We start from the raw sequence: 24,993 nt of genomic DNA on the forward strand, positions 1-24,993 counted from the left end.
ATCCCGGCGTGAGGCCGGGATGACGGGGGAGAAGAGGTCGGCGGTCCACGCTCACTTCGCCGCCAGGCGCCGCGCGGCGTCAGCGCGGACATTGGCCCAGAACAGGCTGTAATCGTAGACGTGGTAATTGTTGCCGGGTAGCGTGTACGGCCCGAGGTCGGGCGGGCTGCCGATCAGCAGCAGCCCGCGCCCGGCGCAGCGCGCACCGACCGTGCCGGCGCGGATCGTCGCGCCCGACAGATCGGCGTTGGGGTAGAGCGTGCCCAGATTGGCGCTGGCGGGCGCGCTGCCGCCGTTCGCTCCGGTGAGCGGGTTGGTGCACAGCAGCGGCGTGCCGCGGCGCGGGCGGCCGTCGAAGCCGGAGGTGCGATCGAACGTGTCGAGGATCAGCGACGGATCGGCCGGCTCGGCGAAGCTCTGCCACGCCAGCACGCAGCCGCGCTGCTCGGGCGTCGCGCAGGCGGGCAGGCCGAGCGCGGGCAGGTCGGTGGTGGTCGAGATCGGCCAGCCGATCGCGTAGGCGGCGACGATCCGCTTCGCCAGCGGCTGACCGGCAACGCGATCCTTGAGCAGGTGCGTCAGGTGGAGCGCACCCTGGCTGTGCCCGGCGAGGATGATCGGCCGGTCGGGCGCGATTTCGGCGAGAAAGACATCGAAGGCGGCGAGCAGGTCGCGATAGGCGAGCGCCAGCGCCTGATCGGCGGCGGCCTTGTCGGTGAGGAAGGCGCCGAAGGTCGCCTGGCGATAGCGCGGTGCCCAGATCTCGCCCGCCTCGTTGAAGGCACTCGCCTGGCCGCGCAGGAACAGGGCGGCGCGATCGTTGGCCTCGCGGTCGTCGAGCGGGGCGTTCCAATGCGCGCGGCTGAGGTAGGAGGTGGGATGGATGAAGAACACCGCCGCGCCGCCGTGCGTCCGGCGCGGAGCATAGCCCGGCGGGGTCCAGCGCGACGGGTCGTTCGCCAGCGACGGTCGCGCCAGCCACATCGCGTCCGCACGATAGTCGGCCGACGTCAGTCCGCGTTGCGCCCGGAAGGTCTCGCCCGGCACGAGCGCGGCACGCATCATTGGCACGCCCCAGTAGCGATAGGCGAGGCTGGCAGCGAGCGCGAGCACGATCAGGCCGGCGACGACGTAGAGGAATTTGCGGACCAAGCGTATGTCACCATGCTGCGGTGCAGCAAAGTCGCCGGCGCCGCAATCGCAAAGCAGGTGCCTCAGAGTTGCGATCCGCGCAACCGCGCGCGTGAAGGCGCGGTTGCGTTGCGGCGGGGGGCGCGGTAGCGCGCCGGCTATGTCCGTTGATATCGCAACCGTGCGGCGCATCGCTGGGCTCGCCCGCATCGCCATCACCGAGGAGGAGGCCGAGCGGCTCTCCCCCGAACTGGGTAACATCCTCGACTGGATCGAGCAGCTCGGCGAGGTCGACACGACCGGAGTCGAGCCGATGACGGCGGTGATCGCCAATCGTCTGCGGCTGCGCGACGATGTCGTGACCGACGGCGGCATCCGCGAGTCGGTGCTCGCCAACGCGCCCCAGGCCGAGCATGGCTTCTTCACGGTGCCGAAGGTGATCGAGTGACGATCGCCCTCGATCGTCGCTCGATCATTCCGGCGCAGGCCGGAATCTCCTCCCGCATGGACGACCTCTCGTGACTGACCTCACCGATCTCGGCATCCGCGACATTCGCGACGGCGTGCGCGCCGGCACGTTCAGCGCGCGCGAGGTGGCCGAGGCCTTCGCCGCCGCGGTCGCCGCCGCCAAGCCGCTCAACGCCTTCCTGGTGGAAACGCCCGGGCACGCGCTCGCCGCCGCCGACGCCGCCGACGCGGCGCGCGCCGCGGGCGAGCCGCCCAGGCCGCTCGCCGGCGTGCCGATCGGGATGAAGGATCTGTTCTGCACCAAGGGTGTGCCGAGCACCGCCGCGAGCCACATCCTCGAGGGCTTCACCCCCGAATATGAGTCGACCGTCTCGCAGAAGCTGTGGGACGCCGGCGCGGGCATGCTCGGCAAGCTCAACATGGACCAGTTCGCGATGGGCTCGTCCAATGAGACGAGCCATTTCGGCAACGTCGTCAGCCCGTGGCGGCGCGCCGACGGCGGCAACGCGCCGCTGGCGCCGGGCGGCTCGTCGGGCGGGAGCTCGGCCGCCGTGGCGGCGCGGATCGCGCCGGGCGCGACGGGCACCGACACCGGCGGCTCGATCCGCCAGCCCGCGGCGTTCACCGGCATCTCGGGGATCAAGCCGACCTACGGCCGCTGCTCGCGCTGGGGCGTGATCGCCTTCGCCTCGTCGCTCGACCAGGCCGGGCCGATGGCGCGCGACGTGCGCGACTGCGCGATCATGCTCGAGGCGATGGCGGGCTTCGACCCGAAGGACGCGACCTCGCTCGACCTGGAGGTGCCGCACTGGGAGGCGGGGCTCAACGCCTCACTCAAGGGCAAGCGCGTCGGCATTCCCCGGGAATATCGCGTCAACGACATGCCGGCTGAGATCGACGCTTTGTGGCAGCGCGGCATCGACTGGCTGCGCGACGCCGGCGCCGAGATCATCGAGGTGTCGCTGCCGCACACGCGCTACGCGCTGCCGGCCTATTACATCATCGCGCCGGCGGAGGCCTCGTCCAACCTCGCGCGCTACGACGGCGTCCGCTACGGCCTGCGCGACCTGCCCGACGGCGCCAACCTCCAGGAGATGTACGCGCGCACCCGCGCCGAGGGGTTCGGCGACGAGGTCAAGCGGCGCATCCTGATCGGCACCTATGTGCTGTCGGCGGGCTTCTACGACGCTTATTACACCCAGGCGCAGAAGGTGCGTACGCTGATCGCGCGTGACTTCGAGCGCGCCTGGGAGCAGTGCGACGTGCTGCTGACGCCGACCGCCCCCTCGGCGGCCTTCGCGCTGGGCGAGAAGGCGGCCGACCCGCTGGCGATGTACCTCAACGACGTCTTCACCGTGCCCTCGTCGCTGGCCGGCCTGCCCGCGATGAGCGTGCCGGGCGGGATCGACGCGGGCGGGTTGCCGCTGGGCTTGCAGATCATCGGCAAGCCGCTCGACGAGCAGGGCGTGCTCGACGCCGCGCTGGCGATCGAGGAGCGCGCTGGTTTCGTCGCGCGACCTGGGCGCTGGTGGTAGACCGTGTCGGACGCGGGTGTTACTCTCGGTAACACTGGAGGACTCATGCCTGCCCCGCTCGAGAAGCGCACCCGCACCAACATGACCAGCAAGGGACAGGTGCTGATCCCGAAGGACGTGCGCGACCTCATCGGCTTGAAGCCCGGCGCGCCGGTCGACGTGGGCGTGAACGACCGCGGCGAGGCGGTCGTCGTGCCGAGTGGCGCCGCGTTCGCGGAGACCGCCGAGGAGCGGGCGCAGCGGCTCGACCGGCTGTTCGCCGGCGTCGCCGCCGATCCGCTGTTCGATCGTTCGAGCGACGAGATCATGCGCGCGCTCCGCGGCGACGAGCGCCTGCCGTGATCTTCCTCGACACCAACGTCGTGATCGACCTGTTCGGCGCGCAGCAGAGCGTCGGCGCGGCCTGGTCGCGCGACGCCTATCGCGCGGTTGCCGACCGTCTATTGATGGTCAATCTGGTCGTCGTCGCCGAGCTCGCGGGCTATGCGACGCGGCCGGAGCGACTGCTCGACCGCCTTCAGGCGTTCCGGATCACCGCCGTCGATCTCACCGTCGACGCTTGCTTCGCTGCTGGGACCGCCTTTCGCGAATATCGCCGACGCGGCGGCGCCCGTGACGCGATGCTCGCCGACTTCCTGATCGCCGGTCATGCCGTCGCGCTGGGCGCCTCGCTCATGACGCGCGACCGCCGGCTCAGCTCCTATTTCCCGAACCTCACCCTCATCACACCCGAGACCGATCATGGCTGACGCATCCACCCCCTATCGTATCAAGGGCGACACCGGCGACTGGGAAGTCGTGATCGGCCTCGAAGTCCACGCCCAGGTGACCAGCCAGGCCAAGCTCTTCTCGGGCGCGGCGACGGCCTTCGGCGCCGAGCCTAATACCCAAGTGTCGCTGGTCGACGCGGCGATGCCCGGCATGCTGCCCGTGCCCAACCGCGAGTGCATCCGTCAGGCGGTGCGCACCGGCATGGCGATCGACGCGCAGATCAACCGCTGGTCGCGCTTCGACCGCAAGAATTATTTCTACGCCGATCTCCCGCAGGGTTATCAGATTTCTCAGCTTTATCATCCGCTTGTCGGCGAAGGCTCGGTCGAGATCGAGGACGGCGAGATGGTCAAGATGATTGGGGTCGAGCGCATCCACGTCGAGCAGGACGCGGGCAAGCTGATGCACGATCAGCACCCGACGCGTTCCTACGTCGACCTCAATCGCTCGGGCGTGGCGCTGATGGAGATCGTCAGTCGCCCCGATATGCGTTCTCCTTCAGAAGCAGGGGCTTACCTGCGCAAGTTGCGGGCGATCCTGCGCTATGTCGGCTCGTGCGACGGCAACATGGAGGAGGGCTCGATGCGCGCCGACGTCAACGTCAGCGTGCGGCGGCCCGGCGCCGAGTTCGGGACGCGCACCGAGACCAAGAACGTCAACTCGGTCCGTTTCGTGATGGCGGCGATCGAGCATGAGGCGAAGCGGCAGGTCGAGCTGATCGAGGGCGGCGGCACGGTCGTGCAGGAGACGCGGCTGTTCAACCCCGACAGCGGCACGACACGGTCGATGCGCTCCAAGGAGGACGCGCACGATTACCGCTATTTCCCCGATCCCGACCTGCTGCCGCTCGAACTCGACGACGCCTTCCTCGAGGCGTGCCGCGCGAGTCTGCCCGAGCTGCCCGACGCCAAGCGCCAGCGCTACGAGGCGCTCGGCATCACGCCGTACAATGCCGCGGTGCTCACCGCCGAGGTGGAGAGCGCGCGCTGGTTCGACGCGCTGCTGGAGCAGGGTGCGGCGCCGGTCGCGGCGGCGAACTGGGTGACCAGCGAGCTGTTCGGCGCGCTCAATCGACTGGGCAAGTCGATCGGCGACAGCCCCGTGCAGCCGGGCCAGGCGGCCGAGCTGCTCGCGCTGGTGGCGGACGGTACGCTCTCGGGCAGCCTTGCCAAGCAGGTGTTCGAGGCGATGCTGGAGACGGGCGACGCGCCCGGCAAGATCGTCGAGGAGCGCGGGCTCAAGCAGACCAGCGACACCGGCGCGATCGAGGCGGTGATCGCCGAGGTGCTGGCCAAGAACCCGGGCCAGCTGGAGCAGTATCGCGGCGGCAAGGTGGCGTTGTTCGGCTTCTTCGTCGGGCAGACGATGAAGGCGATGGGTGGGAAGGCCAATCCTCAGGTCGTCAATGACTTGCTGAAGAAGGCGCTGAACTGAGCCAGCCGCCCGCTTGCCGGTCGGCGGGCGGGCGGTACTTTCTCCCTCGACGGCGGGGTCGTCGACGGGGGGAGTGAATGTCAGTCTGTCGCGCGGCCGTGACGGCCTGCTGTGTCGCGCTCGCTGTCGGGGCCGCTGGGCCGGCGTCGGCGCAGGAGCGATCGGCGGTGCGGCCGGGCTTCACGCTGCCGCGCGGCACGGCGCATATCCTGCTGCTGCGCCCGCGTATCACGGTCGGTGCGCAGTCGACCGCGGGTCTGTTCCAGGCTAATGCCGATTGGACCGCGCAGGCGCGCGAGCAGATCGACGCCGCGCTGGCGGCGTCGCAGCGCACGCTCGGCAATGAAGTGGTGCGCGCGCCCGAGGCGATCGGCGCCGACACGCGGCTGGTCGCCGACTATCAGGCGCTGTTCGCGGTGGTCGCCCAGTCGGTGATCGACTATCAGTTCTTCAGGGGCAATCGGCTGCCGACCAAGAAGCGCGCCGGCCAGTTCGACTGGACGCTCGGCCCGGACGTGGCGCGGATCGCGCGCGGGCAGGGGTGCGACTATGCGCTCTTCGTCGACACCGAGGACGCTTATGGCTCGACCGGGCGCAAGATCTTCCAGCTGCTCGCCGCGGTGACGGTCGGAGTCGGGGTCAGATCGGGCGAGCACACGGGCTATGCCGGGCTGGTCGACCTGCGCACCGGCGATCTGGTGTGGCTCAACGCCGACCGGCAGATGGGCGGGGACGTGCGTACGCCCGACGGCGCCGCCAAGCGGGTCGCCGAGCTGCTCGAAGGCTTCCCGGGTCGCGCCGAGGTGCCTGCCGCTCCCGCCGCCTCGCCGGAGGCGCATTGATGCCGCGTCCGATCGTCCGCGTGGCGCTCGCGCTCGCCGCACTCTGCCTTCCGATCGAGTCCGTCGCGGCGCGAGCGGCCGAGCCGACGCTGCCGCCCTTCGCCGGCGCTTATCAGCCCCGCACCGCGGCGGAACGCGGACTCTGGATGCAGGCCGACGAGGACGAGCGCCAGCTGCGCGACTCGCACCTGCTGATCGACGACGTCGCGCTCAACGCCTATGTCCGCCACGTGCTATGCCGCACCGTCGGCGACGAACGCTGCCACGCCGCCCGGCTGTACCTGCTCCGCATCCCGGCGATGAACGCCACCACCCATCCCAACGGCGCGATCTCGGTGTGGAGCGGGCTGCTGCTGCGCGTGCGCGACGAGGCCGAACTCGGCGCGGTGCTGGGGCATGAGTTCGCGCATTTCGAGCAGCGCCATCTATTGGCGCTCCAGCATCGCCAACTCGGCGCCAGCGATCTCGCCGCCTGGACGGCGCTGTTCGCGGGCGGGGCGGCGCCGCTGGTCGGGCTGCTCACGACGGCCAGCACCTATTCGTTCAGCCGCGCGCAGGAGAGCGAGGCCGACTCGCTCGGCCTCCGCTTCGTCGCCGCCGCGGGCTATGATCCGCGCCGCGTCGCCGAGGTCTGGGGCCGGCAGATGGACGAGGCCGACGCCAGGGCGACGGGGCGCAAACAGCGCTCGCGCCGCTACGACGGGGTCCACCTCCTCGACACACATCCGACCGACCTGCAGCGCATGACCGCGCTGCGCGCCGCCGCGGCGTCGCTGCCCGCCGGGGGCGTGACCGAGGCGGCCGCCTATGCCGCGGCGCTGCGGCCGTGGCGCGCGGCGTTCCTGGCCGATCAGATCAAGCTCAACGATTTCGGCGGCACCGACTATCTGCTCGGCCAGCTGGCACAGGACGGCTGGAGCGAGGATCTGCTGTTCGCGCGCGCCGAACTCTACCGCCAGCGTGGCAATCCCCGCGATTTGGTGGCCGCGGCCGACTTCTACCGTCAGGCGCTCGCGCTCGACCAGCGCCACGCCGAGAGCCACAGGGGGCTCGGCATGGCGCTGCTGCGCGGTGGCGAGGCGGAGGCGGGGCGCGCCGAGCTGCGGCGCTATCTCGAGCTCGCGCCCGCCGCCGGCGACGCCGCGATGGTGCGCGCGCTCGTCTCGTGAAGGATCGCGCGATGAACCGCTCGACGAACCGCTCGCTGGGCGCGTGCGCGCTGCTGCTCCTCGCCACCGCCACGCCTGCCTGCGCGGGCAATCGCCTGATCGACGCCGGCCACCCGGTCGCGGTGGCGCATGACACGCTGACGGTGACGCCCGACCGCGAGTGGAACGAGCTGGGCTGGGGGCCGGGGCCGCGCTGTGACCGCTGGACGCTCGACGGCGCGGCGCTCAACGCGGTCACCTTCTGCGGCGCGATCGAGAGCGGTCGGCCGCTGTTCCGCGAGGTGTCGAAGCGCGATCGGCCGTTGCCGCATTTCTCCACGACGATGCTGCTCACCGACGTGCCCGATCTCGTCGAGAAGAGCTATCGCATCGCGCTGGGCGCCGCGGTGATGACGATCGACTCGGCCGAGCCAGCGCTGATCGACGGCGAGCGCGCGATCCGCTTTCGCTACACCTTCACGCGCCAGGACGAGGAGGTGGAGCGGCACGGCGAGGCGCTCGCGACCATCCGCGGGAAGAAGCTGTACTGGATGAGCTACGAGGCGCCCGCGATCCATTATTACGCGCGCGATCTGGAGAGCTGGCGCCGACTCGCCGCGTCCGCACGCTTCCGCTGAGCCGGCCGACGCGAGCGCCCCGGCCGGCTCCGTTCCGCCTCACTGCTGATCGTAATCCTGGTTCTTCACCTCACCGCCGGTGCCGCTGTTGCCGTCGAACGCGCCGGTGTCGGTGAAGCGCGCGGGCTCCTTGCCGCCCTCGCCGCGCGCGACGGCGTCGCTGCGCGCCTCGACCGCCTGCTGGAGGTCGGGGCGCTCGTCGTCGCGGTTCGGGATGGGGTCGATCTCTCGCTCGGTCATGTCGGTCTCGCTCAGATGCTGGGGTTGGCCGGGGCCGGGTCGCCCGCGGGCGCGCCGGGGGCGGGGACGTCGATGTCGGGGCCGGGCGGGTTGATCTCGGGCGGCGGCGCGTCGGGCGTACCGGGTGAGGTCGGCTGCGGCACGTCGGGCGGGCTGACGGGGTTGGTGGCCATCGCTTTTCTCCTTTACGGGTCAACGTATCGCCGCGCGCGGAGTTGCCCGTTCACGGCGCTTGCTCCGGCCGCGCCCGCGGTATAGAGCCCGCCGACCGGCGGTGTCCGACTTGCGGGCGTGGCGGAACTGGTAGACGCGCCAGATTTAGGTTCTGGTATCGCAAGATGTGGGGGTTCGAGTCCCTTCGCCCGCACCAGTCCCCGCGCTTCACGCGGGGTGGCCATCACTCATCCTATTCCAGACGAAAGCGGCCTATGCAGACTGTCGAGACGTTGAACGAGGGCCTGAAGCGCGCCTACACCGTGACCATCCCCGCCAGTGCGATCGCGGGGCGGGTCGATGCCGAGCTGAAGCGCGTCGCGCCGCAGATCCGCATGCCCGGCTTCCGCCCCGGCAAGGTGCCCGCCAATCTCGTGCGCAAGATGCACGGCCCGGCGCTGCACCAGGACGCGCTCAACACCTCGATCCAGGAGGGCATCCAGGCGCTGATCAGCGAGAAGCAGCTGCGCCCCGCGATGCAGCCGTCGGTCGAGCTGACCGAGGGCTATGAGGCGGGCAAGGACGCCGAGCTCAAGGTCGAGCTGGAGGTGCTGCCGCAGGTTCCGGCCCCCGCGATCGAGGGGCTGAAGCTGGAGCGTCTCACCGTGCCGGTCGACGACGCGGCGATCGACGTCCAGCTCAAGCGCTTCGCCGACATGCAGAAGCGCTGGGAGGACGCTGGTGACAAGGCGGCCGAGACCGGCGACCAGGTGACGATGGACTTCGTCGGCAAGACGCTGGACGGCGTCGCCTTCGAGGGCGGCACCGGCAGCGACATGGCGGTCGAGCTCGGCGCGGGCCAGCTCATCCCGGGCTTCGAGGACCAGGTCGTCGGCGTCAAGGCGGGCGACGAGCGCCAGATCACCGTGACCTTCCCCGAGGATTACGGCGCCAAGGAACTGGCCGGCCAGCAGGCGACGTTCGACCTGACGATCAAGGCGGTGAAGACCGCCGCCGAGAGCGCGATCGACGAGGAGCTCGCCAAGGCGCTCGGGCTGGAGAGCCTGGACCAGCTGCGCGGGCTGCTGCGCGGCCAGATCGAGCAGGAGCACAACCAGCTCACGCGCACCTATATGAAGCGCAAGCTGCTCGACCAGCTCGCCGAGGGGCATGATTTCGAGGTGCCGCCGTCGATGGTGGAGGCCGAGTTCAACCAGATCTGGCAGCAGCTCCAGCACGAGGCGACGCACGAGCCCGATCCGCAGGCGGCGCTGGCCGAGATGGAGGCCGAGCGCGACGACTATCGCAAGATCGCCGAGCGCCGCGTCCGCCTCGGGCTGCTGCTGAGCGAGATCGGCCAGGCCAATGGCGTCGAAGTGTCGCAGCAGGAGATGAACCGGCTGATCGCCCAGGCCGCGCAGCAGTATCGCGGCGAGGACCAGCAGCGCTTCGTCCAGTACATCCAGCAGGATCCGATGGCCGCCGCGCAGCTGCGCGCGCCGCTGTACGAGGACAAGGTCGTCGACTTCCTTTTCGACAAGGCCGAGGTGACCGAGCGCGAGACCACGCGCGAGGAGCTGGAGGCGGCGATCGAGAGCGAGGACGGTTTCGCGACCGGGACGCACCACCACGATCACGACAACCACAAGCCCAAGCAGACCCGCGCCAAGAAGAAGCCCGCGGCCAAGGCCGAGGGTGACGCGGCGGAGGCGGCGCCCGCGGACGAGAAGCCCGCGGCGAAGAAGCCCGCCGCGAAGAAGGCCGCCGCCAAGAGCGAGCAGCCTGCAACCGAGGCGGCGCCGGCCGAGCCCGCGGCCGAGGCACCCGCCAAGAAGCCGCGCGCCAAGAAGGCGGCGCCGGTGAGCGAGGAGACTCAGGTGGTGGAGTCCGATCCGGCGGCGGCCGAGGCCGCGGCGGGTACGGAGGCCGCCGACGCGCCCGCGCCCAAGCGTAGCCGCGCCAAGAAGGCCGAGTAAGCGGCGGACGCGCCGTCGCGCCGATGATCGAGCCGGGCTGCCGCGACGCAGCCCGGCTTTTTCACGTTTCGGTGGTGAACATCGTCTACGGTGTCGGATGTCGCGCGCCAACGCGCAGGGGATGGGACGGGCAATGACAGGGGACGAGTCGGTCACGGCGCCGCGCGTGGCGGTACTGCTGCCGTGCTACAATGAGGAGGCCGCGATCGCCGACACGATCGCCGGCTTCCGCCGCGCGCTGCCGGCCGCGACCATCTACGTCTACGACAACAACAGCCGCGACCGCACCGTCGCGGTCGCGCGCGCCGCCGGGGCGGTGGTGCGCACCGAGCGGATCCAGGGCAAGGGCGCGGTGGTGCGGCGCATGTTCGCCGACGTGGACGCCGACGTCTATGTCATGGCCGACGGCGACGCGACCTATGACTCCGCCTCGGCGCCGGTGATGGTAGCGCGCGTGCTCGACGAGCAGCTCGACATGATCGTCGGCACGCGCGTGGGCGAGGCGGCGGCGGCCTATCGTCGCGGCCATCGCCTCGGCAATGCGCTGCTCACCGGCATGCTGACACGGCTGTTCGGGCGCAGCTTCAGCGATATCCTCAGCGGCTATCGCGTCTTCTCGCGGCGCTTCGTGAAGAGCTTCCCGGTGCTGTCGGTCGGCTTCGAGATCGAGACCGAGATCAGCGTCCACGCGCTCGAGCTCAAGATGCCGCTCGGCGAGGTCGAGACGCCTTATTACGCGCGTCCCGAGGGCTCGGTGTCGAAGCTCAGCACCTATAGCGACGGCTGGCGCATCCTGCGCACGATCGCGACCTTGTACCGGATCGAGCGACCGCTCTGGTATTTCGGCGGGGCGGGGGCGCTGCTGGCGCTGCTGGCGGTGGTGCTCGCCGCGCCGCTGGCGGTGACCTACGCGCACACCGGGCTGGTGCCGCGGCTGCCGACCGCGGTGCTGGTGACCGGGCTGATGATCCTGGCGGCGCTGTGCGGCTTCGCCGGGCTGATCCTCGATACGGTGGTGCGCGGCCGGCGCGAGGTGCGGCGGCTCGCCTATCTGGCGCACCCCGCGCCCGCGCGGACGCCCGGTGACGGGGCTTGAACAAGCTGCGGCGAGCGACGATGTTGGCCGCCTTGAGGGCATAAGAGAGTTATTCCATGCACAATCCGTTCGAGACCGGCGATTTCGCAGGCGCCTTGGCGCGCGCCGGCGTCGGCATGCAGCAGACCCAGGCCGGGCTCGTCCCCATCGTGATCGAGCAGTCGAACCGCGGCGAGCGCTCGTTCGACATCTTCTCCCGGCTGCTGCGCGAGCGGATCGTGTTCGTCACCGGCGGGGTCGAGGACGGCATGGCCTCGCTGATCTGCGCCCAGCTGCTCTTCCTCGAGTCGGAGAACCCGAAGAAGGACATCTTCATGTACATCAATTCGCCGGGCGGTGTCGTCACGGCGGGCATGGCGATCCATGACACGATGCAGTACATTCGTCCGCGCGTCGGCACGCTCTGCATCGGCCAGGCCGCGTCGATGGGCTCGTTCCTGCTCGCCGCGGGTGAGCCGGGCATGCGCGTCGCCACGACGAACAGCCGCATCATGATTCACCAGCCCTCGGGCGGCGCGCAGGGCATGGCCGCCGACATCGAAATCCAGGCGCGCGAGATCCTGCGCATGCGCCACTTCCTCAACACGCTGTACGCCAAATACACCGGCAAGCCGCTCGAGGAGATCGAGCGCGCGATGGACCGCGACAAGTTCATGAGCGCGGAGGAAGCCAAGGAGTTCGGCCTGATCGACGAGGTGTTCGACAAGCGTCCGGTGCCGAGCGAGGACGTCAGCGCCGCGGCGTGATCCGGTCGATCGGCGCGGCCGACCGCGGCGCGCCGGTCGCCCGCGACGGCGGGCTCGGCGCCGCGGGTCAGCGCCGCGCCGCTACGCCCTTGAAGCCGCGGGGCGGAGGATAGATATTGCGGTTCGGCGACAACGCGTGACCGCCTCGGTGATGGCCAGAATTTCGCGGCTTTGTACGTTGTTGCTTAAGGTGCAGTGCGGTAGCCTGCGCCGCGCCCAGGGCAGGCGCCATGCCTGCGACGAAGGATGATCTGAATGACGAAACTCAGTGGCGGCGATAGCAAGAGCACGCTCTATTGCTCGTTCTGCGGCAAGTCGCAGCATGAGGTGCGCAAGCTGATCGCCGGCCCCACCGTGTTCATCTGCGACGAGTGCGTCGAGCTGTGCAACGACATCATCCGCGAGGAGACGAAGTCGGCGCTGGTCGCGAAGAAGGACGGCGGCGTGCCGACCCCGCAGGAGATCTGCGACGTGCTCGACGATTACGTCATTGGGCAGAAGCAGGCCAAGCGCGTGCTGTCGGTGGCGGTGCACAATCACTATAAGCGGCTCAACCACGGCGCGAAGGGCGCGGACGTCGAGCTCGCCAAGAGCAACATCCTGCTCGTCGGCCCGACCGGCTGCGGCAAGACGCTGCTGGCGCAGACGCTCGCGCGCATCCTCGACGTGCCCTTCACCATGGCGGACGCGACGACGCTGACGGAGGCGGGCTATGTCGGCGAGGACGTCGAGAACATCATCCTCAAGCTGCTTCAGGCGTCCGACTATAACGTCGAGCGCGCGCAGCGCGGCATCGTCTACATCGACGAGATCGACAAGATCAGCCGCAAGGCCGAGAATCCCTCGATCACGCGCGACGTCTCGGGCGAGGGCGTGCAGCAGGCGCTGCTCAAGCTCATGGAGGGCACCACCGCGAGCGTCCCGCCGCAGGGCGGTCGTAAGCACCCGCAGCAGGAGTTCCTCCAGGTCGATACGACCAACATCCTGTTCATCTGCGGCGGCGCCTTCTCGGGGCTCGAGAAGATCATCGGCGATCGTCTCCAGGGCAAGTCGATCGGCTTCGGCGCCTATGTCGCCTCGCCCGAGGAGAAGCGCACCGGCGAGGTGCTGCGCCAGACCGAGCCGGAGGATCTGCTCAAGTTCGGCCTGATCCCCGAGTTCGTCGGCCGCCTGCCGGTGATCGCGACGCTCGAGGATCTCGACGTGCCGGCATTGGTCAAGATCCTGGCCGAGCCCAAGAACGCGCTGGTGAAACAATATCAGAAGCTGTTCGAGATGGAGGAGGTCAAGCTCGGCTTCACCGACGACGCGCTGACCACGGTCGCCAAGAAGGCGATCGAGCGCAAGACCGGCGCGCGCGGGTTGCGGTCGATTCTCGAGGGCATCCTGCTCGACACGATGTTCGACCTGCCGGGGATGGACTCGGTCGACGAGGTGATGATCGATCGCGACGTGGTCGAGGGGCGCAAGGAGCCGGTGCGCGTCTACGCCGAGAAGAAGAAGGCCGGCGAGGTCGCCTGATCGTACCTTCGCCGCGGTGGAGAGCGGCGGGTTCGTCCGGAACTTCCCGTCACCCCGGACCTGCTCCGGGATCCACCGTGCCGCTTGTTCGGGAAAGCGGGCGTAGGGCGAGCGGTGGATCCTGAGACAAGCTCTGGCTGACGCCGGGAGAGAGGACGCGGCTACATCGAAGCGCGTCCTTTCGGTCTTCGTCTGAGCCCCACGCAGGGCGTCGCGGCACCACCGCGGCGCCCTTCTTCTTTGCTTATCATGTCCGGCGGATCGCACCGCCCCGCTCGCGCATTCCCTCGGGCATGGAGACGACGACCGACGCCCCGCTGCCGCCGCCCCCCACGCTGATGCCCTGGTGGGCGGTCGGCTTCCCGCTCGCCGGCGTCGTCGCGGTGCTCGCCAGCCTCGCCAAGTTCGGCAATGCGGGCACGATCGCGGCGGCGGTGATCCTGTTCGGCGCGGTGCTCGCCGCGGTCCACCACGCCGAGGTGGTGGCGCACCGCGTCGGCGAGCCGTTCGGCACGCTGGTGCTCGCGATCGCGGTGACCGTGATCGAGGTCTCGCTGATCGTCTCGCTGATGCTCTCGGACGCGGGCGACGCCTCGGCGCTGGCGCGCGACACGGTCTTCGCCGCGATCATGATCATCCTCAATGGCATCATCGGCCTGTGCCTGATGGCGGGCGGGGTGATCCACGGCGAGCAGCGCTTCTCGCTGCGAGGCGCCAGCGCGGCGCTGTGTACGCTCGCCGCGCTCGCGATCCTGACGCTGGTCCTTCCCAATTACACCTCGACCGTGGCGGGGCCGAGCTATTCCACCTCGCAGCTCATCCTCGTCGCGGTGGTCAGCCTGTTCCTCTACGGCGTGTTCGTGATGGTGCAGACGCTGCGCCACCGCGATTATTTCCTCAGCGCCGAGGGCGAGGACGATCACGGCGCGATCCCCGACGCGCGCACCACCTGGCTCGCTTTCGCGCTGCTGCTCGTCGCGCTGGTGGCGGTGGTGCTGCTCGCCAAGGCGCTGTCGGCAACGATCGAGCGCGCGGTGCTCGACGCCGGGCTGCCGCTCGCGGTGGTGGGCGTGGTGATCGCGGCGCTGGTGCTCGCGCCGGAGAGCCTTGCCGCCTTCCGCGCGGCGCGGCGCAACCGCATCCAGACCAGCCTCAACCTCGCGCTCGGCTCGGCGCTGGCGACGATCGGGCTGACCATCCCGGCGGTGGCGATCGTCAGCCTGGTGCTCGACCTGCCGCTCGCGCTCGGGATCGGCGCGAAGAGCCTGACGCTGCTCGCGCTGTCGCTGTTCGTGGCGACGATCTCACTGGGCAACGGGCGGACCACGGTGCTCCAGGGCGCGGTGCACCTGATGATCTTCGCGGTCTATCTGTTCACGACCGTGGTGCCGTGAAGGCGGTGGCTGGCCGCCGAAGGGATGGCGCAGGAGCACGCCGGCGATGGAGCGGACGCCTTGCCTCACCGCGCCCGCTGTCGGGCCGCCAGCGCGATGCCGGCGGCGATCTGCAGCACCGCATAGGCGCGCCGCCGCCCGGGCCGGCCGACGAAGGGCGCGACCAGCGCCTCTGCGCCGAGCGCACGCTTCTGCCACAATGCGACGTGGCGGCGCGGCTGGAGCAGCCCGAGCAGGCCGTCGCCGATCATGAACACCGCCGCCATCTCGGCGCCGCGCCGCGCCAGCAGCCGGCTCACTTCGAGGTCGTCGGTCGCGCGCGCCATGCCTGATACTCCTCCACCGCGACCGAGCGGCGCAGCACGCGCGCCGCCGGGTCGATCGTGACGCGCGCGCCCGCGGGGACGCGCAACTCACCCGGCACCGCGACGCGGCGGACCGTGTCGCCGACCTGCACCTCGACCGGCATCGCGAACGCGCGCGGGCGCTCGGTCGTCCACGCCAGCCGCAGCGTGTCGCCGTCGCGCGTCGTGACCAGTTCGGGTAACGCGCGGTCGCGCAGATAGGTGTCGAAGAACCAGCCATAGTCCTTGCCGGTCACGCGCGCGACGATCGCCTCGAACGCGCGCGTCGCGCCGTAGCGCGGGCGGAAGTTGCCGGGGCGCGGGTCCGGGCGGCCGTAGACCAGCCGACGCACCGACTCGTAGAAAGCGGCGTCGCCGATCAGCCAGCGCAGGGTGTGGAGCGTCCACGACCCCTTGTAATAGATGTCGGTGCCCGCGCCGCCCTTGGCGGGCTCATAGACCTCTTCCTCGGTCAGCACGCGGTCGCGCACGATCGGCGCGCGGTTCGCGATCTGGTTGCGCTGTGCCTCGAGCATCACCGCATAGCGCGCCTCGCCCTCGCGCCAGCGGCCGTACAGCGGCTGCATGTAGCTGCCGAACCCCTCGTGCAGCCAGTAATCGTCCCAATTGGCCGCGGTCAGCTGGTTGCCGAACCATTCATGCGACAGTTCGTGGTGGAACAGCCAGTCGAACCCCTCGGGCGCCTTGGCATAGCCGTTGCCATAAGCGTTGATCGTCTGGTGCTCCATGCCCTTGTGCGGCGTCTCGACCACGCCGAGCTTCTCGTCGCCGAAGGGATAGGGGCCGATCACCGCCTCGAAGAAGTCGAGCGTCGGCGCGAACTCGGCGAACAATGCGCGGGCCTGCGCCTCCTCGCCGGGCAGATACCAATAAGCCATCGGGATCGCGTTGCCGTAGCGGCTGCGGTACGTTCCCTCGATCACCTCATAGGGGCCGAGGTTGATCGCGATCGCATAGGTGTTGGGCTGGCGCGCGCGCCAGTGCCACACGCTGCGGCCGTCGGGCAGCGGCTCGACCCGGAGCAGGCGACCGTTCGAGGGCGCCTTCAACCCCTCGGGCGCGGTGATGTGGAGCAGGGCCTCGCCCGGCTCGCCCTCGGGGAAGTCGAGGCACGGCCACAACAGGTCGCAGCCATAGCCCTCGGTCGTGGTGGCGACCCACGGGCGGCCATCGGGCGTGGTCGACCAGACGATGCCGTCGTCCCACGGCGCGTTGACCGCGACGTGCGGCGTGCCGTCATAGACGATCTCGACGGTCGCGGTCGCGCGCGCGGCGAGCGGCACGGCCAGTGCGATCCGGCCGTCGGGCCGGCTGATCGCGCCCGCGCGCAGCGAGCGACCGCCGACGCGCACCGAGCGAACGTGATAATTCGAGTCGAGATCGAGCAGCAGGCGCGGGATCGCGGCCGTCGCCCGCAGCGTCAGCCGCGCGCGCGCGCTCAGCGTCCGCGTCGCCGGGTCGAGCGCGAACCACAGGTCGGCGGCGTCGAGCCGCAGCGCGGCCTGGTCGGGCGGTCGGACGCCGCCGGACACCTGGGTCTGCGCGCTGATCGGCGGCTCGCCCTTCTCCGGCACAGCGCCGATGGCCTGCGCCGTCCCGCCCGCGGCCATCGCGATCGACGCGACCCACACTGCCAGATTGATGCGGCGCCGCGGCACACCATATAAAGCGCCTTGGCCGTCCTCGTCGGACGGCGCCGGAGTATCCATGACGTCCACTTTCCCCGTACTGCCGCTTCGCGACATCGTCGTCTTCCCGCACATGATCGTGCCGCTCTTCGTCGGGCGCGACAAGTCGGTCGCCGCGCTGGAAGCCGCCATGGCCGCGGACAAGGAGATCTATTTGGTCGCGCAGCTCGATCCCGGCGAGGACGATCCCGCGCGCGACGACCTCTACACGATGGGGGTCACCGCCACCGTGCTCCAGCTGCTCAAGCTGCCCGACGGGACGGTGCGCGTGCTGGTCGAGGGCAAGGCCCGCGCCACGCTGGAGACGCTGGAGGAGAGCGGCGCCTATCTCACCGCCACGGTCGCGCCGGTCGCCGATGCCGAGGTGGAGGGGCCGGAGCTGGCCGCGCTGATGCGCTCGGTGGTCGATCAGTTCGAGAATTATGCCAAGCTCAACCGCAAGCTCCCCGCCGAGCTGGCGGCGCAGCTGGCCGAGATCGAGGCCGCCGGGCAGCTCTCCGACACGGTCGCCGGCAACATCCAGGTCAAGGTCGCCGAGAAGCAGGCGCTGCTGATGGAGGCCGACCCGCTCAAGCGGCTCGAGATGGCCTATGCGCTGATGGAGGGCGAGCTCGGCGTTCTCCAGGTCGAGAAGAAGATCAAGAGCCGCGTCAAGCGCCAGATGGAGAAGACGCAGCGCGAATATTATCTCAACGAGCAGCTCAAGGCGATCCAGCGCGAGCTGGGCAACGAGGGCGAGGAGGGCGAGGGCGACGAGATCGCCGAGCTCACCCAGAAGATCGCCACGCTCAAGCTCTCCAAGGAGGCGCGCACCAAGGCGACCGCCGAGCTGAAGAAGCTCAAGACCATGGCGCCGATGAGCGCCGAGGCGACCGTGGTGCGCAACTATCTCGACGTGCTGCTGGGCCTGCCCTGGGGCAAGAAGAGCAAGATCAAGAAGGACATCGCCGCCGCGCAGGCGGTGCTGGACGAGGATCACTACGCGCTCGAGAAGGTCAAGGACCGGATCGTCGAATATCTCGCGGTGCAGGCGCGCACCAACAAGCTGAAGGGGCCGATCCTGTGCCTCGTCGGCCCGCCCGGCGTGGGCAAGACCTCGCTGGGCAAGAGCATCGCTAAGGCGACCGGGCGCGAGTTCATCCGCCAGTCGCTCGGCGGCGTGCGCGACGAGGCCGAGATCCGCGGCCATCGCCGCACCTATATCGGCTCGCTGCCGGGCAAGGTGGTCACCAACCTCAAGAAGGCGGGGACCAGCAACCCGCTGTTCCTGCTCGACGAGATCGACAAGCTCGGGCAGGACTTCCGCGGCGACCCGGCCTCGGCGCTGCTCGAGGTACTCGATCCCGAGCAGAACGCGCGCTTCAACGACCATTATCTCGAGATCGACATCGATCTCAGCGACGTGATGTTCGTCTGCACCGCCAACTCGCTCAACCTGCCGCAGCCGTTGCTCGACCGCATGGAGATCATCCGGCTCGAGGGCTATACCGAGGACGAGAAGGTCGAGATCGCCGAGCGCCACCTCATCGCCAAGCAGGTGCAGGCGCACGGGCTCAAGCCCGGCGAGTTCACGCTCACCGACGAAGGACTGCGCGCGCTGATCCAGCGCTACACGCGCGAGGCGGGGGTGCGCACGCTCGAGCGCGAGGTGGCCAAGCTGTGCCGCAAGGCGCTGCGCCAGATCCTCGAGGGCAAGGTGGAGAGCGTCACGGTGACCCCGGACAATCTCGCGGAGTTCGCGGGCGTGCAGAAATTCCGCCACGGCCTGTCCGAGACCGAGGACCAGATCGGCGCGGTCACCGGCCTCGCCTGGACCGAGGTCGGCGGCGAGCTGCTGACGATCGAGAGCGTGACGGTACCCGGCAAGGGTCAGGCCAAGGTCACCGGCAAGCTCGGCGACGTGATGAAGGAGTCGGTCCAGGCCGCCTACAGCTTCGTCCAGGCGCGCGCGCCCTCGTTCGGGATCAAGCCCAGCCTGTTCCACCGCAAGGACATCCACATCCACCTGCCCGAGGGGGCGGTGCCGAAGGACGGTCCGTCGGCGGGCATCGGGCTGGTCACCTCGATCGTCTCGACGCTGACCGGCGTGGCGGTGCGCAAGGAAGTGGCGATGACCGGCGAGGTGACGCTGCGCGGGCGCGTGCTGCCGATCGGCGGGCTCAAGGAGAAGCTGCTCGCGGCGCTGCGCGGCGGCATCGAGACGGTGCTGATCCCGAAGGAGAATGAGAAGGATCTCGCAGAGATACCGGCCAACATCCGCGAGGGGCTGCGGATCGTGCCGGTCAGCCATGTCGACGAGGTGCTCAAGCTCGCGCTGACTCACCCGCTCGAGGCGATCGACTGGACCGAGGCGGACGAGCTGGCGGCGCTGCCGCCCGCTCCGATCACCCCGATCGGCGGTGAGCTGCATCACTAACCCAGCTTAACTCCGGGCAACTTGTCGCCGCCGCGTCCCACCTCGGGGCGCGGCGGTTTCGTTTGACTCAGGCCGGCGCGCGCGCCTTACTGGAGGGATGCGGGCCACGCTCCGCGAATCCATCACGAATGCGTAACGGTAAGGAACGGGGTCTTTTCGCATGAACAAACAGGAACTGATCGCGCAGGTCGCGACGGCGGCCGGGCTCGGCAAGAGCGAGGCGAGCCGCGCGGTCGAGGCGGTGTTCGACACGATCTCCGCGTGCCTCAAGAAGGGTGACGAGGTGCGACTGGTCGGTTTCGGTACGTTCGCGGTGAGCCGCCGCAAGGCCTCGACCGGGCGCAACCCGCGCACCGGCGAGCCGATGACGATCAAGGCGTCGAGCCAGCCCAAGTTCAAGGCGGGCAAGGTGCTCAAGGACTCGCTCAATTAATGCTGGACAGGGGCGGCGCGCTCTAATAGGTGCGCCGCTCCCGACGCGGATGGGCGCGTAGCTCAGCGGTAGAGCACACCCTTCACACGGGTGGGGTCACAGGTTCAATCCCTGTCGCGCCCACCATCCGATCGAACCACGAACCCCGCCGGTCACCCTGACCGGCGGGGTTCGTCGTTATGGCGCGGCGTGGAGCGCCGCGCCGTGTTGTAGCGCTACCAACCGGCCGCGGGGTGACCTGTGCCAGATCGGGGCGCCGGCTCGTATGTCACGCAACCGTAACGGAGGTGTCGCGGAAACGTCTCTGAAGACTCATTCAGCTGTCATGCTCACCGCCTAGCGGCGCTGCTCAGGGAGCGAGCGGGCGCACATTGTTCGACTCGCCGCACCGGGCCCCGACGCGGGGCTCGTCCTCAAAGGGAGTGAGTCATGGTCAGCTTCAGCCGTCGCAGCAAGTTCCTGCTGGCGACCTCCGCCACCTTGTTCCTCGCCTCGTGCGGGGCGGACGACGTCGCCTCGCCGGGCGCGGGCAGCCTGCCGATCACCATCGTCCAGCCGTCGCCGACGCCGACCCCGACCGGCCCGGTCGCACCGACCGCGCTGACCAATGCGCAGATCGCGCTGGCCACCACCCAGTCGGGCGTGACGATCACCGCGGACGAGCAGGTCGCGCTCCTCAACGCCGGCCAGAACAACAATCTGCAGGGCTTCGGCAGCACGCTCAACGGCGTCTACCCGATCAGCGGCACCTCGCTCGCGACCGCGAGCAACCCGCAGACGGTGCTCGGCAACAGCAGCTTCATCCAGAACACCAGCTATGTCGGCGCGCTGAGCGGCCCGAACGACGCGGCCTTCTCGGGCTGGACATGCAGTTCCACCGCGGCGAGCTTCCTCAACAGCGCGAGCTGCACCGCGGTGCCGGCGGTCGGCACCGGCGGATCGTCCGCGACCTGCCCGACCGGGCTCACCGACGACGGCATCGTGCAGACCTTCCGCATCTGCCGCCTGCCGCAGGTGGTCACGTCCGACCTGACGCTGCCCAAGATCGCGGGCGTGGTCTACCGCTTCCGCGGCCAGACCGAGGTGGGCGACATCAACAGCGCCACCGGCGTGACGCTGACGATCGCGCCCGGCGTGGTGCTCGCCGCGGACGCGTCGGAGGCGTCCAACGACCTGCTGCTCGTCAACCGCGGCAGCAAGCTCAACGCGGTCGGCACCGCCGATGCGCCGATCATCTTCACCGCGCAGCAGAATCTCGCCAGCAACGGCGTGTCGGACGCGACCCAGGGCCTGTGGGGCGGTGTGGTGCTGCTCGGCCGCGCGCCCACCGCGGTGTGCGCCGCCGGCACCGGCCCGAACGACGCCAACGGCAGCTCGGCGACCTGCCAGCAGGCGATCGAGGGCGTGACCGGGCGCTTCTACGGCGGCACCAGCCAGGCCGACAGTTCGGGCACGCTCCAGTACGTCCAGATCCGCTACACCGGCATCGCGATCAGCGAGGGCAACGAGCTCCAGGGCCTGACGCTCGGCGGCACCGGTTCGGGCACCACGATCGACCACGTCCAGAGCCACAATTCGTCGGATGACGGCGTCGAGATCTTCGGCGGCACCACCAACCTGCGCAATTTCGTCGTGACCGGCGCCGACGACGACGGCTTCGACGTCGACAATGGCTGGCGCGGCTTCATGCAGTTCATCATCGCCGCGCAGAAGCCGTCGGGCTCCACCGCTGACTCCTTCGCGACCGAGATCGACTCCAACGGCGCCGAGGACCTGCTGCCGCGCACCTATGGTCGCTACGCCAACTTCACCTTCGTTCAGACGACCTCGGCGCCCGCCGCGATCCGCCTGCGCGGCGGTGCGGACTTCGCCTTCGTCAACGGCATCGTGAAGAGCGCCGCGGGCGCGGCGTGCGTCAACATCATCGCGGGTGCCGGCGACGGCGCGACGCGTACGACGATCCGGGCCGCCGACAGCGCGCTGCAGGACGTCGGCCCGCCGACGTTCAACTCGGTCTACTTCCAGTGCCAGGGCCGCTGAGGCGCCATCAGCCCTCGTGAAGCTCGGCGGAGCCCGGGGCGCGCCTCACGGCGCGGCCCGGGTCCGCTCATAGAAACAGACTGGAACCTTCCATGCGCCAGCGCACCTATGCCTCGCTCCTTCTCCTGACGACCGTGCTGGTCGCCCCCGCGGCGCTGGCACAGGTCGCGCCGCAGACGGGCACGCCCACCACCACGTCGCCCGCCGGCCCGCCACCGACGAGCACGACGACCAACCCCGACGCCGCACCCGCGTCGCAGGATCAGGCCACCGCCACCGCCGCGCCCGGCACCGAACAGGGCGCCGACGAGCCGCAGGCCGAGGTCTCCGCTCCCGGGCTGGACGCGAGCGGCGGCGGCGACATCGTCGTGGTCGGGCGCAACATCCCCAACACCATCCGCGCCACCGCGCAGGTGGTCAACGTCTTGTCCAGCGCGGACATCGCACGCACCGGCGAGGGCGACATCGCCGGCGCGCTGACCCGCGTCACCGGCCTGTCGGTGGTCGGTAACGGCTATGTCTTCGTGCGCGGTCTCGGTGACCGCTACTCCTCGGCGCTGCTCAACGGCTCGCCGTTGCCGAGCCCCGAGCCGCTGCGCCGCACCGTGCCGCTCGATATCTTCCCCACCACCGTCGTCGGCTCGGCGCTGGTGCAGAAGACCTATTCGGCCAATTATCCGGGCGAGTTCGGCGGCGGCGTCATCAATCTGACCACCAAGGCGATCCCCGACGAGAATTTCTTCACCGTCGGCGCCTCGGGCGGGATCGACACCCAGACCACCGGCAAGCTCGGCTACACTTATTTCGGCTCCACCACCGACTGGCTCGGCTATGACGGCGGTGAGCGCAACGTTCCCGATTTCATCAAGCAGGCGCCCAAGGGCAATGGCGTGATCCCGAGCGCGCAGGTGCTCCAGCTCTCCAACGCGCGCACCACCTTGCTCCAGCGCAACACCGACACCCCCGCCAATTACTCGGGCAGCCTCGACCTCGGCGTGACCGGGGACGTCGGCGGAACGCGCGTCGGGCTGATCGGCAGCGTCGGGATCTCGAACACCTGGCGCACCCGCGACGCTACGCAGCAGGACACGGTCAGCGACGACGGCACGCTGCGCAACGACTTCCACACCGTCATCACCGACAATCGCGCGGTGGTGAACGGGTTGCTCGGCTTCGGCGCCGAGTTCGGCGAGAACAAGGTGCGCTGGACCAACGTCTACATCCACGACACGCTCAAGCAGGGCCGCGCCTCGGCCGCGACCGTCTACAACAATTCGAGTGGCAACCCGCTGTTCCAGCAGAACACCAACTGGTTCGAGCGCAAGCTGATCGAGACCCAGCTGGTCGGCGAGTTCAAGCCGGTCACCGACCTGTCGATCGACCTGCGCGGCGCCTATGCCAACACGCAGCGCAACTCGCCCTATGAGCGCCAGTTCATCTATCTGTGCAATACCGGGCTGACCAACCAGACCGGCGACGTGCCGATCAGCGACCGCGGCGTGAACTGCCCCGGCGCTTGGCAGGCGACCAACGCGTTCGATCGCTTCGCCACCGTGGTGTTCAGCGAGCTCAACGAGGATCTCTACTCGGGCCAGGCCGACGTCGCCTACAAGATCCCGGGCGAGCGGCCGATGACGGTCTCGGCCGGCTATTACTTCTCGGAGAACGACCGTACCTCGACGCGCCTGCCGTTCGTCTATCAGACCGCGACCGGCGCCGCGATCCCGTTCCCGTGCAACCTGCTGCGCCCCGACTATCTGCTCTCGCCCGACGTGGTGAACGGCTGCCCGGTCCCAGGTGCGGGCAACCCCGCCGATACGGCGGTGCAGCTGCGCTTCGACGCGGGGCAGAACGGCTCCTACGAATATGACGCGCTGCTGCGTGTCCATGCCGGCTATGCCCAGGTCGAGGCCGAGGCGCTCGACGGTCTGCGCGCGATCATCGGCGTGCGGTACGAGACCGCGACCCAGCGCGTCACCCCGATCAACGCCACCTCGACCCGGCTCAAGAACGATTACTTCCTGCCGGCGGCGACGCTCACCTGGAACTTCGCCAGCAACCAGCAGCTTCGCCTCGCCGCCTCCAAGACGATCGCGCGGCCGCAGTTCCGCGAGCTCGCGCCGCAGGCGTTCCGCGATTTCGAGTCGGATCGACTGTTCTTCGGCAACCCGCGGCTGAAGGATTCGGAGCTGTATAACCTCGAGGCGCGCTACGAATGGTTCTTCGCGCGCGACCAGCGCATCACGCTGGCGGGCTTCTACAAGCGGATCGACAATCCGATCGAGCAGGTCGGCTTCTTCCCGACGCCGGACGCGCGGCTTCAGACCGGCTTCACCAACCTGCCGCGCGCCAAGCTGTACGGTGCGGAGATCGAGGCGCAGAAATACGTCCCGCTCGATTTCCTCGGCGACGGCATGGCGGGCAAGCGCGCGGTGATCATCGCCAATTACACCTGGACCCATTCGGCGATCACCGCGGACCAGACCTGCGTGGCGGGCGTGCTCGAGGGGACGACGCTCGGCGGCTGCCAGGCCAATTTCGCGCCCGCGCAGACGCTGTTCCGCGACGGCGCGCCGCTGACGGGCCAGTCGGACCATCTCGTCAACCTTCAGCTCGGCTACGAGGATACCGACAACGGCACCCAGGCGACGCTGCTGTTCAACTATGCCAGCGAGCGCGTCACCAACCGCGGGCCGTCGCTGCTCGACGGTTCGGGCTTCCAGCCCGACATCATCGAGAAGCCGGGGATCCGGCTCGACTTCGTGATGCGCCAGCAGGTCGAGCTGGTCGGGCAGAAGGTCGAGATCAAGGCCGAGGCGCGCAACCTCACCGGAACCAAGTATCAGGAGTTCCAGACCTTCGACGGCGGCAACCGGGTCGACATCAACCGGTACCGGCTGGGTCGCATGTTCACGCTGGGCGCGAGCGTCAGCTTCTGATCGGGCGCGCGGCCGGCGC

General features: G+C 69.4%; 22 protein-coding genes and 2 tRNA genes. 19 read left to right on the forward strand and 5 right to left on the reverse strand.

All coding sequences use genetic code 11. The features are described 5' to 3' along the window. Window positions 1-51: 51 nt before the first annotated feature. Window positions 52-1,152: a DUF3089 domain-containing protein gene (locus EV292_RS03610; RefSeq protein WP_132907785.1), complete on the reverse strand. Its 1,101-nt coding sequence runs from the start codon at window positions 1,150-1,152 to the stop codon at window positions 52-54. A gap of 139 nt (window positions 1,153-1,291) precedes the next feature. Here EV292_RS03610 and gatC point away from each other — a divergent pair, with 139 nt between their 5' ends. The 8 genes from gatC to EV292_RS03650 all read left to right on the forward strand — a co-directional run bounded on the left by gatC (window position 1,292) and on the right by EV292_RS03650 (window position 7,967). Continuing rightward, a complete protein-coding gene (gene gatC / locus EV292_RS03615) occupies window positions 1,292-1,579 on the forward strand; it encodes an Asp-tRNA(Asn)/Glu-tRNA(Gln) amidotransferase subunit GatC (RefSeq protein WP_132907786.1) in 288 nt (95 codons plus the stop codon). A 70-nt stretch (window positions 1,580-1,649) separates the two neighbouring features. Beyond that, window positions 1,650-3,134 carry an Asp-tRNA(Asn)/Glu-tRNA(Gln) amidotransferase subunit GatA gene (gene gatA, locus EV292_RS03620; RefSeq protein WP_132907787.1) on the forward strand — a complete coding sequence of 495 codons (1,485 nt, stop codon included), beginning with the start codon at window positions 1,650-1,652 and terminating at the stop codon, window positions 3,132-3,134. A gap of 45 nt (window positions 3,135-3,179) precedes the next feature. Beyond that, the gene (locus EV292_RS03625) at window positions 3,180-3,476 is read left to right on the forward strand and encodes an AbrB/MazE/SpoVT family DNA-binding domain-containing protein (RefSeq protein WP_132907788.1); all 297 of its coding nucleotides are present in this window, start codon (window positions 3,180-3,182) and stop codon (window positions 3,474-3,476) included. Further along, window positions 3,473-3,883: a type II toxin-antitoxin system VapC family toxin gene (locus tag EV292_RS03630; RefSeq protein WP_132907789.1), complete on the forward strand. Its 411-nt coding sequence runs from the start codon at window positions 3,473-3,475 to the stop codon at window positions 3,881-3,883. The genes EV292_RS03625 and EV292_RS03630 overlap by 4 nt, the downstream gene beginning before the upstream one ends. Next, window positions 3,876-5,339 (forward strand): Asp-tRNA(Asn)/Glu-tRNA(Gln) amidotransferase subunit GatB, encoded by a 1,464-nt coding sequence (gatB, locus tag EV292_RS03635; protein WP_132907790.1) that lies wholly within the window; start codon window positions 3,876-3,878, stop codon window positions 5,337-5,339. Before EV292_RS03630 ends, gatB begins: the two co-directional genes overlap by 8 nt. Window positions 5,340-5,506: 167 nt before the next feature. Further along, window positions 5,507-6,181 carry a hypothetical protein gene (locus EV292_RS03640; RefSeq protein WP_347812571.1) on the forward strand — a complete coding sequence of 225 codons (675 nt, stop codon included), beginning with the start codon at window positions 5,507-5,509 and terminating at the stop codon, window positions 6,179-6,181. Next, a complete protein-coding gene (locus EV292_RS03645) occupies window positions 6,181-7,350 on the forward strand; it encodes a M48 family metallopeptidase (RefSeq protein ID WP_132907792.1) in 1,170 nt (389 codons plus the stop codon). Before EV292_RS03640 ends, EV292_RS03645 begins: the two co-directional genes overlap by 1 nt. Before the next feature lie 11 nt (window positions 7,351-7,361). Then, a complete protein-coding gene (locus EV292_RS03650; protein WP_132907793.1) occupies window positions 7,362-7,967 on the forward strand; it encodes a hypothetical protein in 606 nt (201 codons plus the stop codon). Window positions 7,968-8,006: 39 nt separating this feature from the next. Here EV292_RS03650 and EV292_RS03655 read toward each other — a convergent pair whose 3' ends face one another. After that, window positions 8,007-8,207: a hypothetical protein gene (locus tag EV292_RS03655; RefSeq protein WP_132907794.1), complete on the reverse strand. Its 201-nt coding sequence runs from the start codon at window positions 8,205-8,207 to the stop codon at window positions 8,007-8,009. 11 nt (window positions 8,208-8,218) lie between these two features. After that, window positions 8,219-8,380, reverse strand: a complete 162-nt coding sequence (locus EV292_RS22495; protein WP_165927005.1) for a hypothetical protein — start codon at window positions 8,378-8,380, stop codon at window positions 8,219-8,221. A gap of 112 nt (window positions 8,381-8,492) precedes the next feature. Here EV292_RS22495 and EV292_RS03660 point away from each other — a divergent pair. The 6 genes from EV292_RS03660 to EV292_RS03685 all read left to right on the forward strand — a co-directional run bounded on the left by EV292_RS03660 (window position 8,493) and on the right by EV292_RS03685 (window position 15,093). Beyond that, window positions 8,493-8,577, forward strand: a tRNA-Leu gene (locus EV292_RS03660). 58 nt (window positions 8,578-8,635) lie between these two features. Continuing rightward, complete coding sequence (gene tig, locus EV292_RS03665) at window positions 8,636-10,336, forward strand: trigger factor (RefSeq protein ID WP_132907795.1); 1,701 nt, start codon at window positions 8,636-8,638, stop codon at window positions 10,334-10,336. Window positions 10,337-10,469: 133 nt separating this feature from the next. Continuing rightward, entirely contained in the window at window positions 10,470-11,432 is a 963-nt protein-coding gene (locus EV292_RS03670) for a glycosyltransferase family 2 protein (protein WP_132907796.1), read from the forward strand. A gap of 56 nt (window positions 11,433-11,488) precedes the next feature. Continuing rightward, a complete protein-coding gene (locus EV292_RS03675; RefSeq protein ID WP_207913325.1) occupies window positions 11,489-12,178 on the forward strand; it encodes an ATP-dependent Clp protease proteolytic subunit in 690 nt (229 codons plus the stop codon). Window positions 12,179-12,433: 255 nt separating this feature from the next. Beyond that, entirely contained in the window at window positions 12,434-13,699 is a 1,266-nt protein-coding gene (gene clpX, locus EV292_RS03680) for an ATP-dependent Clp protease ATP-binding subunit ClpX (RefSeq protein ID WP_132907797.1), read from the forward strand. A 293-nt stretch (window positions 13,700-13,992) separates the two neighbouring features. Continuing rightward, window positions 13,993-15,093, forward strand: coding sequence for an ionic transporter y4hA (locus EV292_RS03685; RefSeq protein ID WP_243693582.1), 1,101 nt, complete (start codon window positions 13,993-13,995; stop codon window positions 15,091-15,093). 65 nt (window positions 15,094-15,158) lie between these two features. On the opposite strand, the gene EV292_RS03690 is transcribed toward EV292_RS03685, so the two are convergent. Beyond that, window positions 15,159-15,419, reverse strand: a complete 261-nt coding sequence (locus EV292_RS03690; RefSeq protein WP_132907798.1) for a hypothetical protein — start codon at window positions 15,417-15,419, stop codon at window positions 15,159-15,161. Then, window positions 15,389-17,068: a M1 family metallopeptidase gene (locus EV292_RS03695; protein WP_132908173.1), complete on the reverse strand. Its 1,680-nt coding sequence runs from the start codon at window positions 17,066-17,068 to the stop codon at window positions 15,389-15,391. Before EV292_RS03695 ends, EV292_RS03690 begins: the two co-directional genes overlap by 31 nt. A gap of 97 nt (window positions 17,069-17,165) precedes the next feature. Here EV292_RS03695 and lon point away from each other — a divergent pair, with 97 nt between their 5' ends. From lon to EV292_RS03720, 5 genes are all read left to right on the forward strand, one after another. Next, window positions 17,166-19,562 (forward strand): endopeptidase La, encoded by a 2,397-nt coding sequence (gene lon, locus EV292_RS03700; protein ID WP_132907799.1) that lies wholly within the window; start codon window positions 17,166-17,168, stop codon window positions 19,560-19,562. A gap of 160 nt (window positions 19,563-19,722) precedes the next feature. Further along, complete coding sequence (locus tag EV292_RS03705; RefSeq protein WP_132907800.1) at window positions 19,723-19,995, forward strand: HU family DNA-binding protein; 273 nt, start codon at window positions 19,723-19,725, stop codon at window positions 19,993-19,995. 51 nt (window positions 19,996-20,046) lie between these two features. Next, window positions 20,047-20,121 (forward strand) — tRNA-Val (locus EV292_RS03710). Window positions 20,122-20,424: 303 nt separating this feature from the next. Next, the gene (locus EV292_RS03715; protein ID WP_132907801.1) at window positions 20,425-22,035 is read left to right on the forward strand and encodes a hypothetical protein; all 1,611 of its coding nucleotides are present in this window, start codon (window positions 20,425-20,427) and stop codon (window positions 22,033-22,035) included. A 92-nt stretch (window positions 22,036-22,127) separates the two neighbouring features. Then, on the forward strand, window positions 22,128-24,974 hold the full coding sequence (locus tag EV292_RS03720) for a TonB-dependent receptor (protein WP_132907802.1): 2,847 nt from the start codon (window positions 22,128-22,130) through the stop codon (window positions 24,972-24,974). Window positions 24,975-24,993 lie beyond the last annotated feature (19 nt).

Origin of the sequence: Sphingomonas sp. BK235 (assembly GCF_004345855.1) — a bacterium.
In the GTDB taxonomy this organism is placed as follows: domain Bacteria; phylum Pseudomonadota; class Alphaproteobacteria; order Sphingomonadales; family Sphingomonadaceae; genus Sphingomonas.